This window comes from Gracilibacillus ureilyticus, assembly GCF_900111195.1.
GTDB lineage: Bacteria > Bacillota > Bacilli > Bacillales > Amphibacillaceae > Gracilibacillus > Gracilibacillus ureilyticus.
Map to the genome: position 1 here is coordinate 33,372 of NZ_FOGL01000019.1, position 17,329 is coordinate 50,700.

Here is a 17,329-nt window from a genome sequence, read left to right on the forward strand (position 1 = left end):
ATTGTTTACTTTAATTATAATTATGTTGTCTTAAGGCTTGAATATGCAGGTAAATTTGTCGGTAATGGCGGCTCAACAAATGTTCTTATTGATTTGCAGGACAAAGAGTATCCTGCCGCTTATTTAGTAGATCTAGGGATTATGTGATAATCGGAAAATTCGTCCATGATTTAACCAATTGAAGCTTCACCCTGATTATCAAAGTTTTTCTCATTATAAAAACCCCCAACAGGTTGGGGGTTTGGCTATGTTAGATCGTATTTTGCTCAACACTTAGATCTGTTATTAGAAATTGACCATTTATTCTTTTTACCGTATAAACACTAGTATATTCGACTACTTCTTCCGTTGCGTCCACTGAATAAAAAATGTTGTACGATTCATTAACAGTAACGTTATACACATCCGCACTTATGTTGGCAATATTCTCTACAGAAAAGGAAAGCACTTCTTCATATACTCCCTCATCATAAAGTCCATTAATAAAATTGACTTGCTCATCATAGAATGAGCTATTTATGTCGATATGGCTGTCTAAATAGTACGTATCACCATAATTCACCGCATAAATATACTCATCTAAATAGCCATTAATCAATTGTTCAATTTCCGCTTTATCTGCCTCTAACTCCATATTCTGGACATATTGATCTGCTTCTTCAAGAGAAGATCTGACTAAACTGATTTCGTCATAATCTGTCAAAATCCTGATCGTCTCACCATCAACCTTTTCAATGGTAGAATATTCAGAGTCAATCGTAACCTCCAGTGTATTATAGCTGGCATATTCTACAACAATGCTTAATTGCTCATTTGTTTGCAGCTGTGTCATTAATCCATCTTCATTGATTTCGATATAGTAACTTCCATATTCATCTTCGGCTTTCCAAATTCCTGCTATATCCTCTAGAGATAACAAGTTTTCATATACTAATTGATTTTGGAAGTAGACAGAAGAATACTCACTTAAATCTTCTTCTACTAACTTTTCCTCTGTACCTTGAACCAAATATAATTGGCCATTTTCATCCGCATATGCTATATTTCCATAGTAATTCGCATAGTTATCGATACCTGTCACTAATTTTTTCTCATTGATGAATAGTTCATTATCTTCATTTAAATAAGCGATATCGCCATCAGGACTCAATTCATATAATATAACATCAGTACCTATTGTTTCTTTTTCTTCGTTATCTTTTAAATGAACTAATTGAGCATCAGTATTTAAGTAATAGATACCATCATCAAAAAGTTGGAAGCTGGTGACTTCACTGGCAATCTTAGTCGATTTTTCTTCATCTATACTTTTCTTATATAAATTATCATCATCATTTAAGTAATAATAACCACCATTATAGTAGTAGAATAAATACACATTTGTGGCTATTTCAACTGTGGATTTTTCGCCACCTAATTCTGTTGCTTGTAAAGTTTGTGACTCATCTTCCCATGTCATATAAACAAGCTGGTTATCTACCATCTCGAGAAAATCCATGGATGCTTCATCACTTGATATGCGAATACTATCTTCATCCTTAGGTTTATAATACAACATAGAATCATCATTTAAATAAGCGATATCACCCTCAGCAGTTAACATTTCGAAAGATGAGACATCGTGTGCAAGATTTTCTTCTTTTCTAGTATCTACATTATACTTTGTTAAATCGCCGTCATCATCCAGATAGTATAAAACCTTATCTAGGAAATAATGCTGGTATACGTTAGAAGCAATTTTTTCTCCAGCGGTATCTTCTTCACCAATAATATAAAGATCCATATTTTCATTCTGGTAAAGTACAATATCATTTGGGTAATTTCCATCAAATAGATAGACTTCTTCAGCAAGTTTCTTCTTTTCTTCCCCTGACTTATACTGATAAAGATCTCTATCTTTATTTAAATATAAAACTTTATCCTCATTATTATAATAAACAAAGTTATTAGTCAAAACATCATCTGAAATCTTGGTAACTTTCTCTTCTCCACTTTTTTCATATAATGTCCCATAACTTTCATAATCATCGATGGTTCCCTCTTCTGAAAATAATAGGAATTTAGAATTAATTTCTTCTGGTGGTGCTTCTACACTTTCCGCACTATTATTGGAACATGCTGATAGTGTAATTAAAACGAATAAAAATATCCCCCAAACTAATTGTCTCTTTCTAATCATAATTGTCCACCCTTTTCTTTTTCTAGTACTTTAATAATAGGGGTTTTTTCTCTTGTCGTCAATTGTCGATTTATGTAAATAGTGGGGATATATTATATTTATTTTACTGGAATACCTGTTTAAGAATCCTTTATCGTTATCCAAAAGTTTTAACTTTTTAACATACAAGCATATTGTGTGACTATATAATATGGAAATTAATGAGCAGTTTTTGTTATTGGAATTATTTCATGCAAGACTTTTATACTACATGAATCGGATGGTTCATAATCCTCTGCATCAAAAATTGATTGATGCCACGGGGAGCAGGTTGAGGAACATTTTCTTCTAAGATTTATATATTCACTTTACCTCTACATTAATTCTTAGGTATTTCCAGCAGTATGCTCAAATGTCCCTCTTTCAAAATCTTCTAATTTTATTATTCTACTTTTGTTCTCAATAACCACCAACAATCCCGCCCTCCTATCTGCAAATTCAATATTATCCTAACAAAGTTAAATTACTACATTTTTAAAAAGTATGTTATTTTTTATAATTGTCTAGACACATAACTTATTTTTATGTTTCTGCATCTTCACTACAAGCAAGAGGATACTAGATTTTATTCATAAATAAAGCTATTTTAATTATATTAATTTTTTGTTAAATATCATTTTATAACTAGTTATATAACATGATATTATGTATAATTAATGTCTAGACATATTTAGTATAATCTATGAAAGAGATGAATTGAATGAAACCACAATATATGCTAATTCGCGATCAAATTTTACAATTAATCGAAGATGGGATATTAAAAGCAGGAGAAAAATTGCCATCAGAAATTGAAATGGCGAAGAAATTTAAGGTGTCTCGAGAAACGTTTCGCTCCGCTGTCAAGCTTTTAGAAAAAGAAGGGAGATTAGTGGTGAAGCGCGGAGCTGGAACCTTTGTAGTTAAAGCTTTACCCAATATACCAAATCGCTTAGAAAAACTAGGTAGTGTTACCAATATGATTAAATCTGCTGGTTTAAATGAAGGGGAACGACGAGAATCCATTCGCCTTGCTTCTTGTACTAAGGAATGGGCTAAGGCATTACAACTTAAAGAAGGAGATTCTGTTATAGTCAATGAGCGTATTCGGACTGCAAATGACGAACCCACCGTTGTATCCATTAATATTATACCAGAGCACATTATTGGCAGAGACATCTTAAAGGAAAAAGTGATTGGTTCTTTGTTTGCATACTTGGAAGAACACTGTCAGGTATATATTACGAGCGCAGATGCCGAGTTAAATGTTCCGCTACACACAGACATTCAGTGTCAAAAACTACTGATCCGACCCGAAACAACCGTTTTAATGATGAAACAGCTACATTATAATCGATTAAATGAGCCTGTGCTCTACTCAATGGATTATTTTCGAAATGATGTATTTCAATTTACGATTAGAAGGGTGCGAAATTAACCAAGGTGTTACTATTTAATAATAAATTAGACCTAGATTTAGATACCATTGAAGTAGCCAAAATTATTAAAATAGCTGGAAATATTGTTAGAAACAGTTTATTTGTCAATGCCTATCAATTTAAAATCAACCAAGCAGACTTAGTAACAGAAATGGATAGTAAGGTAGAGAAATTCTTAATAGAGCAGTTACAGCAATTGGCACCAGCTTATCGATTTGTAACCGAAGAAACAAATCCAAATGAAGCGATACGTGAGGAAGAGATGACTTGGATTATCGATCCGATAGACGGTACGATGAACTTTGTACATGGATTTGAGCGGATATCAATCTCTGTTGCCCTTTGTAAAGGGGAAAGGCCCATTGCTGCTTGGATATATGATATCCATCAGGAAAAATTGTATACAGCAATGCAAGGGAAAGGTGCCTATTGCAACAATGAGGTGATATCAGTCTCTGAAACTCCTAAGCTGGAGCATGGTTTAATAGCATTTGGTTTTTCTGCTCAACAGTGGGTTGAAAAAGAAGAAGTCTTACAACTAATGCAGCGATTTGCTGGTAGTTCCCGAGGTATTCGTATAACTGGCTCATCCTGTCTAGACTTAGCAGATGTTGCAACAGGCCGTTTGGATGGTTTTTGGCATTTTGGCTTACAACCATGGGACATTGCAGCTGGCATTTTACTCATTACTGAAGCGGGAGGAACTTGTACCGCTCTAGACAATGAAAATGCAATCTGTTCTGATAGCATCGTTACATCGAACAGTCATATACATCAGCAATTGAGACATACTTTAAAGTAGTAATACTCTAACTAGAAGAGATCACGGTTATTTAAATGTATAGAGGTTAATTATAATCCGAACGATATTATTATGTCTTATAATAATATCGTTCGGATTTTTACTGTCCAACAAGGAGCAAATTAATCCTAACAATTTTAAGGATAGTGAATCAGCTGTTATTTCCCCACCAATTACTACATTTTCGTTGTATTCTAACTTTGACTTATGTGAACAATCATTTCATTAGGGATCGCTTTTCCAATTCCACATTAAAAAAATTGTCTAGACATTTACATTAAATTTACGTGTAATTAAAATAATATTAACGAAACTATGATAATATGTCTATAGGACTGGAGGAAAGGAGCGTTACTTATTCAAAAACATGATAGTTTGATAGTTGATAAAGTGAGACTTCTCAGCAAAGAGGATCTTACAGTTGGTTAACACCGTGATAAACGGAAAACACTTATTTGTCTAGAGGAGAATACTATGCATGTGGAATTAAAATCATTTAGTCTAAATCGTTTGCTGCGATGGACTGGGATCGGATTTGTAATTCTATGGACCATCTTTCCTATTTATTGGATGTTGAATAATTCATTTAAAAAAAGAGTGGATATTTTTACAGAGCAACCATCATTATTGCCGTTTAATCCAACTCTAGCAAATTACAGCCAATTGATTATCGAGATGGATTTCTTAGTAACATTGAAAAACAGTTTGATCGTTGCAGCAATATCAACCATCATCGTAGTAGCAATTGCGAGTCTTTCCGCTTACAGTCTATCAAGATATAACTTTAAAGGGAAAAAGCTTATTTTATTATGGGTGATTTTAACGAGAATCTTCCCTCCTATCACGTTTGTGATTCCTTTGTATTCATTGATGGGAAGTGCAGGATTATTAAATACCCAAGTCGCTCTTATTTTAGCTTATGTCGCTTTTAATCTTCCATTTGGCATTTGGCTTTTAATTAATTTTTTTAATGATATTCCAATGGAGCTAGAAGAGAGTGCAACAGTTGATGGTGCCTCACCATTCCAAGCTTATCGTAAAATAGTATTGCCACTTGTTGCGCCAGGTATAGGAGCTACGGCGATTTTCACATTTATTACAGCTTGGAATGAGTTTTTATACGGTTTAATATTTGTGCAATCTCAAGAATTAATGACTGCCCCCGTTACATTATCCGGGATGATAACGGAATATTTAGTACTTTGGGGTCCGATGAGTGCAGGAGGTATTTTATCATTACTTCCCATGCTGATTTTTGTTTTGTTTATGCAAAAAACCATGGTCAGTGGTCTGACTGGTGGTGCGGTTAAAGGATAAAAGCAATTATTAAATGAGGAGTGTTACATATGCAGCAAAAGAAAAATGGCTTAATTTTATTAATGATGATTATCGTTATGACAATTGCCACGGCTTGTGGCAATTCGTCCAGTGAAGAAGCAAATGCATCTAATACAGACAGTCAAGAGGCAACAAAGCTAACCTTTGCTGCACGTGAGGGAGAAATGGCTGATGCAATTAAAGCAGTTGTTCCGAAATATGAAGAAGAAACCGGAGTAGAGGTGGAAGTTGTCAGCATGCCTTTTGATCAGTTAAAAGAATCGGTTGTATTGGATATTCGTAATAATGGTGGTGCGTATGATTTAACGATGATTGACGATCCATATATGCCAGAATTCGGTGAAGGCGATTTGCTTGTTAAATTGGATGAATATTTTCCTAATGGATTAGACGAAGATTTTCTTACTCAAGCTGTAAATTTAGGAAAACACCCATATGAAAGTGGTGAATTAATTGCATTACCTTTATTCGGTAATGTGCAGTTATTTTATTATCGAACAGATTTACTTGAAAAACATAATTTAGATGTCCCTGCTACATGGGATGATGTAGTAAACATTGCAGAAACAGTTGTAGAAAATGAGGATAATATTTACGGCTATGCGGTTCGGGGACAAAGGGGAAATCCGATTGTTTCGGACTATATGCCATTGTTCTGGGCATACGGTGGTACTGTACTGGATGAGAATAACCAGCCACAAGTTAACTCTGAGGCTGGAATTAAAGCAATGGAAACATACTTAAAGCTTAAAGGTTTAAGTCCAAAAGGTGTGGAGAGCTTTAATACAGACCAAATCGCCACATCATTGACACAAGGACAAGTTGCAATGGTTATTGCATGGCCATCATGGGTTTCTCAAGTTGATAATGAAGAAAGCTCTAAAGTTGTTGGTAAAGTAGATTTATCTGCTGTTCCATCCCAGGTATCTGACTCTTCTGCAATGATCGGAAATTGGATGCTAGGAATTCCAAAATCATCTCAAAACGTAGAGCCAGCTGTAGAATTTATGAAATGGATAACAAGTCCAGAAATCCAAAAAGAAATGGCACTTGATGGTGGTGGGGCACCAACACGAATAAGTGTTTACCAAGATGAAGAACTAAACGAGGTTTATCGTCATTATCCGGCACAATTAGAAGCATTACAAAATTCTGTTGCACGTCCTAGAACACCACTTTGGAGCCAAATCGAAGATACTTGGGGCTTGTACTTATCCCAAATCTTGTCTGGCCAACTTGAAGTCGAAGAAGGTTTGGTTAAAGCAAACGAAGAAATTGCTAAAATTATGAGTAAATAAAGTGAGACTTTGATCAGTGGGGATTTTTATTTCCTCCGCTGATCATCAGTGAAACTTATCAGGATGCTTAGCGTCTGTTATCCCCCACTTACCATCTTCATGTTACTCAAAACTTTTCTTTTAGGGTATTACAGGCGGTTAGCGCTGTGGTAAAAATCAATTCCACCCTATTGGTATCCGTGTTGTTACATTTCTAATAGAGTGGAAATGACTTATTTTAAAGGAGTTTACCTATGCAGCGAACGAATAAAATGACATACATATTTCTCATCCCAACAATTATTGTTTTTCTCGTACTCACAGTATACCCACTCTTATACGTCATAACTGCAAGCTTCTTTAGTATGAATTATTTACAAGGAACTGAATGGAAGTTTGTCGGTTTTCAAGGTTATCAAGAGCTCTTTCAAGATTCATTGTTTTGGGTAGCCTTTAAAAATACAATAATATTTGTGGTTATTGCTGTTAGTTTGGAAGTGTTTTTTGGGTTAATGTTTGCTATTCTGTTTCAAAAGAATTTTAAAGGAAGCGCCATTATTCGATCGATTGTGCTATTACCTATGTTATTACCACCGATTACAGTTGCTCTTACCTGGAAGATGATGTATGAGTATGACTATGGGATCATTAATTATTTTCTTACTTTAGTAGGCTTACCAGCAATCGAGTGGTTAAGCTCAGCGGATTGGGCATTATTTTCGATTGTTATTACAGATGTCTGGCAATGGACACCATTTGCCTTTTTAATTATTTTAGCATCACTTCAGACCATTCCTAAGGATTTATATGAAAGTGCTGCTGTAAATGGAGCAAGTGGATTTCAAGCTTTTCGTTACATCACTTTACCCCTATTAAAACCTGTTATATTGCTTGTGTTATTTTTAAGGACAATTGATACATTTCAGATTTTCGACAAAATGTATGTTCTTACAGGTGGAGGGCCAGGGAATGCAACGGAAACCCTCACCTTCTACATTTATCGTCAAGGCTTTCGTTATTTTGAAACGGGTTATGCCACCGCAGCAACCCTTGTCGTGGTAATTATTATTGTGATATTGTCGATCGGCTATATAAAAAGTGTATATAAATCAGCCTATTCAAGGTAATGACAAGGGTGGACTTCCTGATTGGATGTTCAGTAATAATGGAGAAAGGGGATGTAAGTTGGGAAACATTGTGCTTCATATCATAACAGACTTACATATGAAGAATATTGATGGGGATGTAAATCACAAAGAGTCTATTGGAGAGCAAGGATTATTTTATTCAGTTCCTGCTAATTTTCGCTCCTTTGCAACCATTGCTAACAAAGAACAACCTGATTTTGTTTTATCTTTAGGAGATTGTATTCATGGTTCATGCCCACCAGATAAATTTATGGAAATATGGGATTCCATAGAAGCTCCCAAAGCAATTACACCTGGAAACCATGATTTAGATGTTTACAAACAAATAAGAATTGCCGATTATTTCGGCTATAATGGTGTCCCAGTAAAAGCAGGGAGTCCTTTTCACAAATCTTATGTAATACGTAAGGAAAAGGTGTCCTGCCGAATCATCATGTTAGATAGCAGTTTCGATGTGAAACAACAATCGGGGAATCACTGGCAAAATTGCCAACTACATGATTCCGCTTTGGATTGGATAAAAGAACAGCTGGGGAAGAATAAGGAGGATTATATACTTTTATGCAGTCATGTCAGCCCGCATCATTACAAGCATGTGAAGAACTTTTATAATGACAGACAAGCCAAGCAAATCGCAAATATTGTTACAAATTATGTTAATCGAAATCAAGAAGTCAATGTTATCAGTTTTGCAGGCCATGCCCACCCAGAGGCCCCAGAGTTTTCCAGCAGCTTAGGATCAGGTTTTCCAGGTGTTATTTTCCCATCAATGATTCGTCATAAAAAGGGTACACCTGGAGGCGGTCCAAATGGTGTCTATTCTGTGGTCACTTTAGAACCTAACGATTATCGAGTACAAATGAAGTGGTTACCTTATACAGAATAATTGATAGCGAGTATAATAATAGGCAAAGATATATGATAATCAATGTTGATTATCACTATCTATAGAATGAAGCAATCTTATGAGCTGAATCAAATCGACATTTTGAACACGTTGATCATAGCGTTTCCTGCAAAGGGAGCGTTTTTCACCTTATGTTTTTGAATATCTTAAAAGTCATTTCGCTGATCAATTCGTTCACATAGGTATGTCACGTGATCTGAATTATGTCTTCCAGGGATCAGTTTCCTTCATCCGGCTTTTCTCTACTACTCTCCCCACCAATAAGTGCTTTTAGATCCACTTGCATAAACGGAATGGAGTCATTGTTATGGGCTAACTCATATGGAAAATAAACTTAGCGTAAATGCGTGTATTGCTGAGTCCCACAATACGATCTGATTTCATCCTCTTGGTAAGAGCATGGTTCCTCACATTTAACTTTCACTATTATACAAATGGGGTACCCTGCTTGTAAAAATGGGAATTTGATTTCTCGTATTTTTTACTATGTCCAAATCGATTTCAGCAAAGATAGTCGCTTCTTTCTCTGTTACCCCTTTTGCAACTATCTCTCCTGAAGGTTCTACAATCAATGATTCTCCTGCGAATTGAGTATTGTAGCATCTTCCACAACTATTCGCAGATATAATGTAACACTGGTTTTCAATCGCCCTTGCCTGTTGTAATATTTTCCAGTGATCTTTTCTTGAAGAAGGCCACTGTGCAACAATATAGATTACTTCTGCCCCTTGTAATATAAGGGAACGTATTATCTCTGGAAAACGAAGATCATAACAAATAATAACCCCCATTTTCGTACCGTTTAGTTCAAACACTTTATCCTTTTGTTTGCCACCTGTTAAATAGCGAGGTTCATCCAACATTGGAACTAGATGTATTTTATCGTATTTATACACAAGTTCACCAAACTGATTAACTATGAAACTGGAATTATAGATTTCATGATTGACCCGATTTGCTACAGAGCCACCAATAATATTAACATCGTACTTCTTCGCTAGTTCACTTAGAAACTCTATCGTTTGTTTTCCGTGATCATCCGCTAATGCTTCTAATTGATCTAGAGCATAACCTGCGTTCCACATTTCCGGCAGGACGATTGTATCTATCTCGTCAACGTTTGCTAGTCCTTCCATCCAATTAGCAACCTTTTCTCTGTTCTGCTCTGGCTTTCCAACAATAACGTCCATTTGATATATAGCATGCTTCACTACTTATCACCTCTTTAGTTTATTTTATCATTATCATTTCTTAGTGAAAATGTTGTCTACTTTTCATATATGAATATGATTGGAAAGAACTCATCAAAGCAATTGAAGAGATATATGCAGAATATTTAGTTGGATCTGGTGAGGGAATATATAGATAATGGGACTGCATGTTAGAAATATTGTGGAAGAAAGTGAGAGGTGTCCTTACAGGTGATGGCATTTTTCTAGTATAATACCACCACATGCTGGAATATGTTAAACAATTTGTTCTTCAATGACACGGAAAGGAACAATCTATTGATTACAATTTCCTTTTTCAATATTTTTTACAATAATTTACTACTTCTTTATAAGACAGGTCCCCACCAAAAATATCCAGTGCACTGCCTATTGTAACATCTAATTTCCCTTTTGACAGTTTATTAAACAACTCCAAGTCTTCAATTGAGCGAACCCCTCCTGCATAAGTTGTCGGGATTGTGACCCAATCGGCTAATTTCTCCACTAAACTTGCTTCCATTCCACTTCTTTTTCCCTCTACATCTGCCGCATGGATAAGGAATTCATCACAATATTGCTCCATATGTTCAATTGTTGCTTGACTAATCTCAATATTACTAAATTTCGTCCAACGGTCAGTGACAACAAACCACTTGTCATCTTTCTTCTTACAGCTTAGGTCAATGACAAGATTTTCCTTACCAATTTTTGAAACCAGTTTTTCTAAGCGGTCCCGTTTCAGCTCACCATCTTGAAAAATATAGGAAGTCACAATCACATGAGATGCCCCATTATTCAAATAATAGGCAGCATTATCTGCGTTAATTCCACCACCTATTTGAAGCCCGCCAGGATATGCCTGAAGTGCTTCTATAGCAGCATCCTGATTCCCGTCCCCTAGCATGATAACATGTCCACCCGTCAGGTTATTTCTTTTGAACATATTAGCATAGTAACTGCTGTCATATTCAGAAACGTAATTCTCTATAACAGGTTTGTCTTCATCATTAAGTGTCTCGCCAACAATTTGCTTTACTTTTCCCTGGTGAATATCAATGCATGGTCTAAAATTCATCATAGCAAAATCCTCTCAATCTATTGTCATACTATTCATTTATTTTAAACGAAATGCCAAAAAGAAGAAAGGTGCCTGCTGTGTAGAGGCACCATTTATGAGAATCCCCTCTCATATTGTACAGGTATTTCTACCTTCTGTTGTAACTGGTGTGCTGCATGAATCGCCCAATACGGATCACGCAACATACCCCGTCCAACAGCGATAAGATCGGCATCTCCATTTCCTATCGTTGCATCAGCTAGTTGAGGACTGTCTAAGTTACCAACAGCGATAACCGGCACCTTGAGGGCTTCCTTCATTGCTCGTGCAAACGGGACCATATACCCCCCATGTGTTCCTGGGTTTCGGGAAGCAGCGATTCTGCCTTCACCACCTGCACTAATGTGAAATACATCAACACCTGCATCTTTATATTTCTTTGCAAGTTCAATGGCATCTTGTAAAGTATAGCCATCCTCAGCAAATTCTGTTGCAGAAATGCGTAAAATCAAAGGCATGTCTGCAGGCATTTCCTCTTTGGCTTCTTTGATTACATCCACCCCAAATTTAGATAGCTCTGCATATTCATCATCTCTTTTATTCGTTAAATGAGAATGAAACTGATGAATAAGATAACCATGTGCACCATGTAATTCAATTGCATCAAATCCTGCTTCTACCGCACGTTTGACGGATTGGCGAAACTTATTTACCAATTCGTTTACTTCTGCCGTAGTTAGTGCTTTTGGTGTTTTGTATTTTTCACTAAAACGGATGGCCGATGGCGCCACCGGAGTATCTGCATCTTCAGCTTTTCTTCCAGCATGAGCAATCTGGATACCAATCTTCGCACCTTGGGCATGCACAGCATCGACGATTTTTTTATATGCCGGTATCTGATCATCTGACCATAACCCGAGGCAATTGTTTGATATTCTCCCGTCTGGTTCGATGTTTGTCATTTCTACGATAATAAAAGCTGTTCCGCCAACAGCACGGCTAACGTAATGAGTATAGTGCCAGTCATTTGGGGTACCATCTTGCTCCGTTACAGAATATTGGCACATCGGTGGCATGACAACTCGATTTTTCAAGTTTAAGTTCTTTATTTGAAAAGGGCTGAACAATTGATCCATTATTAATTTCTCCTTTATTTAAACTTTTCTCTAATAGTAAGTATATCAAGATAAAAATGGTTATTCACTTAATTGAACTTAAATTAGGGAATTTATGATATGATAACAATACTTATCTTTACGGAGGCTAATTATGGAAAATCTGAAAGTAACACCGCAATATTTACAGGCAGACTGTGCTAATTGCTTCGCCCTATGTTGTGTTGCGCTGCCATATGCCAAATCCAGCGATTTTGCTTTTAATAAGACTTCAGGTGAGCCTTGTCGCAATTTAGACAAGAATTTTCTTTGCAGGATTCACAAAGACCTCAGGGAAAAGGGATTCAAAGGCTGCACCGTATATGAATGCTTTGGTGCTGGACAGAAAGTATCACAGCATATTTACAAAGGAAAAAGTTGGCGCGATTCCCCCAATATCAGTAAGGAAATGTTCGAAGTATTTCCAATTGTTCAGCAGCTTCATGAAATACTTTATTATTTGAATGAAGCTGGAAATAGATCGGAAACTCAATCTATCCACAAGCAGCTTTCAAGTGAATTTGAAAAGATTGATAATCTTACAAAAATAAATCCGAAAGAAATTCTTTCACTTGATATCAATGAAATACGCGCTGGGATCAATCCATTACTAATCAATGCCAGTGAGCAGGTACGAAAAAAATATAAAAGAAATGGAAGGATGAACCTACCAAGGGAATTGTTTGGTGCCAGTCTGCAGAATCAAAATTTGTCAGGTTACAGCTTTCGTGGATCGATACTAATTGGTGCCAACCTTAGCAATTCAAATTTGAGAGGAGCAGAATTCATCGGAGCTGACTTGCGGGGCACCAATCTCTGCGGAGCCGACATGCAAGAAAGTATTTTCTTAACACAATCCCAATTAAATGCTTCAAAAGGCAACAAGGAAACTAAATTACCTCCACACCTTCAACTGCCTCATCACTGGGGCTGACAAAAAACACGGTAATAGTTGTCACACATTTTTAAATAGGCACATAAAGTATGACAGATACCTATTTAAAAAGGATGTGTGCGCATGTTTTATCATATTAAAGAATTACAGTATCCTTCAAAACCTGACAGACCAGATCCCCTCTTCGCAAAACAGTTACAGGAGGTTCTTGGCGGACAGTTTGGAGAAATATCTGTAGCCATGCAGTACTTATTTCAAGGGTTTAATGTAAGAATCGATGGCAAATATAAGGACTTGTTAATGGATGTTGGTACAGAAGAATTAGCTCATGTGGAAATGCTGGCAACAATGATAGCAAGATTACTAGATAATGCCCCTGTTGGTGACCTGGAGGAAGCTTGTAAAAATCCGGTGTTAGGTGCGATTATTGGCGGGATGAATCCTCAGCATGCGATTGTTTCAGGATTAGGTGCTATGCCTGCAGATAGTGTTGGAAATCGATGGACTGCTGACTATATCATAGCAAGCGGTAACTTACTGGCTGATTTTCGGGCGAACTTAAATGCAGAATCACAAGGACGTCTGCAAGTTGCAAGACTTTATGAAATAACGTCAGACAGAGGCGTTAAAGACATGCTTTCATTTTTGATCGCTCGTGATACGATGCATCAGAATATGTGGTTAGCTGCAATTGAAGAGTTAGAACAAAAAGAAGGTGTGGTCGTACCTTCCACTTTCCCTCGCGAACTTGAAAAACAGCAAGTAGCTTATGATTTCTATAACTTCTCCCAAGGTGATGCCTCTGCAGAAGGAAGATGGGCATATGGGCCTAGTATGGATGGTTGCTCCGAGTTCAGGTATATTCAAAACCCGCCTGCATACGGAGAAATTCCAGTTCTTAACCCTGCTCCACCATATATATTTGATACCAATTTCCAAATACCGCCATCATTATGTTAATTCTTCATTTTGAAAACTGGGTAGAATGTGTTCCAGCTAAAGCAGAGGATTATTAAATAGTCAGTATCCCATATGAATCGTCATCAATAAAAAAGACTTTTGATCAGTGGGGGGATTTTCCTTCTCCACTGGTTATCAGCAATTTCACAAAAATAATTAACATCTGTTAGAGTCGCCTTTTTTCATGTTACTCGAATATTAAAAAAAAGAAGTATTTGTGCTGAGAAAACATCAAGAAAAAAGTCCCTTAGATATTTCACCTAGCTTATGCTTTTTTAGCATAGCATTCAAAGCTTCTTAAAAAGCCTACTCCTATACGCCATGTCCTGGCTGTATTTTTTCCTTTCTCTTTTTCTCCCTGTACATCATTAATTTCATAGCAAAAATACTTATAATTAACCATGAAAGTCCCAATGCCAATCCTGCAATAATATCAGTGAAGAAATGTACGCTTAATACTACCCGACTTAATGCTATTGATAAAATCAGCAGGGAAGATAATGAAATGAGAATGATCTTAAGACATTTTTTCAGTTTACTAACTGCAATTAAATAAACCAGAAACCCGTAAAACGTCATCGATCCGGTAGCATGTCCGCTCGGAAAGCTGAATCCTGTGCCGTCATACTGCTCAAGCAGCTCAGGACGTTCTCTTTCAAAGAATATTTTTAACAGCTTTGTTAGCCCGCTGATTCCAATCATATTAATTGCGAAAAATACAGCTATCCACTTACTCTTCCTGGAGAAAAACAGTAAGTAAATAAACAGCATTGCTGAGGCAACTGTGACAAACAGCACGGATCCTGCTTCTGTTATGTACCCCATAAATGTGTATAAAAAGGTATCGCTAAAATTTACCATAATATTCTGCACTGCAGTATCGACGGTGAATTTTTCTTTCTCTGCAACATCCTCTGCCAATTCAACAAATAATGCCATCGAAATGGCAATAATTATAAATCCAGTCACTAATATGATAAGAGATACTTTTGGTATGTTTTTCACTTTTCGTAACGTTTCTAACAATGGCTTCCACCCTCCCCGTTCTCCTTCATTTATTGTAGTTATTTCCTTTAACCCACTAATTAAAACACATCCGATTTTACCCATGTGTGAAATAAGTGTGTAATTACAAGCATAATTGATAAACAAATGTAAAAATTATATGGAAAGCCTATAGTGGCAACAACTCATGACAATCCCTTCCTTTCTTATGTGTTGAAACGAGAAACTATTCATGTTTGAATGGGGATACAATGATTTTAGGAGGAACTTTAATGAAAAGAATACTATTTTTATTATCACTAGCATTGTTACTTGTTTTAGCTGCCTGCAATAGTGAAGATAGCCAAGATACAGCAGAGCAAACGGAAGAGGAAGAGCAAACGGAACAAAAGACGGAGGGAAGCCCTGAAGAAGGACAAGTCTCTTCAGAGAAGCAAGTTGAACCGGATAAGACTGTCGCCAAGGTAAATGGGGAAGAAATAAAAGGGGAAGAATATAATAGGCTTTATCCTCAGGTAGTCAGTTATTTACAGCAATACGGCCAAGACACAAGTGATTCAGAAGCAGTTAAAGAACAAGTACTAAATGAACTTGTCACACAGCAGTTAATCATCCAGGACGCAAAAGCAGAAGGAATAGAAGTGGCAGATGAGGAAGTTACTTCTGAGATGGAGACAATTAAAGAGCAATACGGGGAAGACTATGCGGGAGCACTGGAAGCATCAGGATTTACTGAAGAGAGTTTTCAGCAGCAGTTAGCGAAGGACATGCTTCGCGTTAAATACATCGAGACACAGCTTGATACAGATGTTAGTGATGAAGAGGTCGAAGAGTATTATAATGAACTAGTTGCAAACTCTGAACAAGAGATCGGCGAGCTTAGCGAAGTGGAAGGACAAATTAAAAATGCTCTTACACAGCAGAAACAACAAGAACAACTCCAGCCTAAAGTGGAGGAACTCCGTGAACAGGCAGAAATTGAGCTGTTAATTTAAATAGAAGAAGGGCATATTTCTTTGCCCTTCCCTCATCCCACGGGTAAATATTACCATTTTCAGATTCCCACATTTTTTGCAATAAAATATAGTAATATACCAAATACCCAGGATTCTTAGAGCATTTTAAAAAATGACTATGAAGGATTTACTGAATAATTACTATTCCTCTATTTTTTTCAATTTTTTTGAAATTCCCTCTTGCTAATTCCTTACATTTTTAGTACTATTTAAGGCATATAAAATTATTTCAAACTCAAAATATTAAAAGGAGCCAACAACATGTTTATTTCTTTGTCAGAAACTTTTCAAAGAAAAAGAGATGAAATGTTTGAAAGTGCTAAAAATACTCCATTAACTTCTAAAATAACCGTTAACCATAGTCAACAGTTAGATCATTTTATTAATCACTTCCAAAGCAAGAGACATTCGGAGATTTACATTGCAGAAATGCTGGATAATCAAACCCTGACCGTAAAGCTAAAAGGTCAGTTAGATATCAATACTTCAAGCAACCTAACTAACTATATCGACCAAAATAAACATCAATGGCTCAATGTAGAAAAACTGTACATTGATATACTGGATTTACATTTCTTTGATACAAGTGGAATAAAAAGTATCGTTTCATTTATGGAGGAAATGAAAACTAAATCAATCAGCATTTCCCTTATTACTACGAAAAGAGCATTTGAGATTCTGGATTTAATGGGTGTCACGGAAGTTTTTGATGATTGTAATGATAAGACCTTTCATACTATTTAAACGCTAAATGGAATGTTGGGTCTTTTTTTCTTCTTTAAAAGGGATTGTTGCCCCATCGTAATTTAAAATGAGCCTTCCCAAGAGATCCCTCCTCCAATCTCCAGCCATATATGCAACGTCTGCCTGTATGTTTGTCCCCAAAAGATGACAATTTTTCTCCACCAGTAATCAGGCTTTTC

General features: G+C 36.3%; 15 protein-coding genes. 10 read left to right on the plus strand and 5 right to left on the minus strand.

Translation table 11 applies throughout. The annotated features are described in order from the left end of the window. Positions 1–250: 250 nt before the first annotated feature. A complete protein-coding gene (locus BMW36_RS16255) occupies positions 251–2,179 on the minus strand; it encodes a TcaA NTF2-like domain-containing protein (protein ID WP_089743060.1) in 1,929 nt (642 codons plus the stop codon). Between the two features lie 739 nt (positions 2,180–2,918). Here BMW36_RS16255 and BMW36_RS16260 point away from each other — a divergent pair. The 6 genes from BMW36_RS16260 to BMW36_RS16285 all read left to right on the plus strand — a co-directional run bounded on the left by BMW36_RS16260 (position 2,919) and on the right by BMW36_RS16285 (position 9,087). After that, on the plus strand, positions 2,919–3,635 hold the full coding sequence (locus tag BMW36_RS16260; protein ID WP_245711721.1) for a GntR family transcriptional regulator: 717 nt from the start codon (positions 2,919–2,921) through the stop codon (positions 3,633–3,635). Between the two features lie 5 nt (positions 3,636–3,640). Beyond that, entirely contained in the window at positions 3,641–4,438 is a 798-nt protein-coding gene (locus BMW36_RS16265; protein WP_089743061.1) for an inositol monophosphatase family protein, read from the plus strand. Positions 4,439–4,912: 474 nt separating this feature from the next. Next, positions 4,913–5,755 carry a carbohydrate ABC transporter permease gene (locus BMW36_RS16270; protein WP_089743063.1) on the plus strand — a complete coding sequence of 281 codons (843 nt, stop codon included), beginning with the start codon at positions 4,913–4,915 and terminating at the stop codon, positions 5,753–5,755. A gap of 29 nt (positions 5,756–5,784) precedes the next feature. Beyond that, a complete protein-coding gene (locus tag BMW36_RS16275; RefSeq protein ID WP_089743065.1) occupies positions 5,785–7,074 on the plus strand; it encodes an extracellular solute-binding protein in 1,290 nt (429 codons plus the stop codon). Between the two features lie 233 nt (positions 7,075–7,307). Next, the gene (locus BMW36_RS16280; RefSeq protein WP_089743067.1) at positions 7,308–8,180 is read left to right on the plus strand and encodes a carbohydrate ABC transporter permease; all 873 of its coding nucleotides are present in this window, start codon (positions 7,308–7,310) and stop codon (positions 8,178–8,180) included. Positions 8,181–8,238: 58 nt separating this feature from the next. Next, a complete protein-coding gene (locus BMW36_RS16285) occupies positions 8,239–9,087 on the plus strand; it encodes a metallophosphoesterase family protein (protein WP_175480505.1) in 849 nt (282 codons plus the stop codon). A 434-nt stretch (positions 9,088–9,521) separates the two neighbouring features. On the opposite strand, the gene BMW36_RS16290 is transcribed toward BMW36_RS16285, so the two are convergent. The 3 genes from BMW36_RS16290 to BMW36_RS16300 form a co-directional block, all read right to left on the minus strand. Continuing rightward, positions 9,522–10,319 (minus strand): carbon-nitrogen family hydrolase, encoded by a 798-nt coding sequence (locus BMW36_RS16290; RefSeq protein ID WP_089743071.1) that lies wholly within the window; start codon positions 10,317–10,319, stop codon positions 9,522–9,524. 316 nt (positions 10,320–10,635) lie between these two features. Further along, positions 10,636–11,394: a phosphoribosylformimino-5-aminoimidazole carboxamide ribotide isomerase gene (gene hisA / locus BMW36_RS16295; protein WP_089743148.1), complete on the minus strand. Its 759-nt coding sequence runs from the start codon at positions 11,392–11,394 to the stop codon at positions 10,636–10,638. Between the two features lie 95 nt (positions 11,395–11,489). Next, entirely contained in the window at positions 11,490–12,512 is a 1,023-nt protein-coding gene (locus BMW36_RS16300) for an NADH:flavin oxidoreductase/NADH oxidase (protein ID WP_089743073.1), read from the minus strand. 133 nt (positions 12,513–12,645) lie between these two features. Between BMW36_RS16300 and BMW36_RS16305 the strand changes: the two genes are divergently transcribed. Further along, entirely contained in the window at positions 12,646–13,464 is an 819-nt protein-coding gene (locus tag BMW36_RS16305; RefSeq protein WP_089743074.1) for a pentapeptide repeat-containing protein, read from the plus strand. Between the two features lie 84 nt (positions 13,465–13,548). Next, positions 13,549–14,385, plus strand: a complete 837-nt coding sequence (locus BMW36_RS16310) for a manganese catalase (protein ID WP_089743076.1) — start codon at positions 13,549–13,551, stop codon at positions 14,383–14,385. A 312-nt stretch (positions 14,386–14,697) separates the two neighbouring features. On the opposite strand, the gene BMW36_RS16315 is transcribed toward BMW36_RS16310, so the two are convergent. After that, positions 14,698–15,411, minus strand: a complete 714-nt coding sequence (locus BMW36_RS16315; RefSeq protein ID WP_089743078.1) for a phosphatase PAP2 family protein — start codon at positions 15,409–15,411, stop codon at positions 14,698–14,700. A gap of 251 nt (positions 15,412–15,662) precedes the next feature. Here BMW36_RS16315 and BMW36_RS16320 point away from each other — a divergent pair, with 251 nt between their 5' ends. Together BMW36_RS16320 and BMW36_RS16325 are read left to right on the plus strand one after the other, a co-directional pair. Next, complete coding sequence (locus BMW36_RS16320) at positions 15,663–16,385, plus strand: SurA N-terminal domain-containing protein (protein WP_175480506.1); 723 nt, start codon at positions 15,663–15,665, stop codon at positions 16,383–16,385. 282 nt (positions 16,386–16,667) lie between these two features. Next, positions 16,668–17,150: an STAS domain-containing protein gene (locus BMW36_RS16325; RefSeq protein ID WP_089743082.1), complete on the plus strand. Its 483-nt coding sequence runs from the start codon at positions 16,668–16,670 to the stop codon at positions 17,148–17,150. The last annotated feature ends 179 nt before the right edge of the window (positions 17,151–17,329 follow it).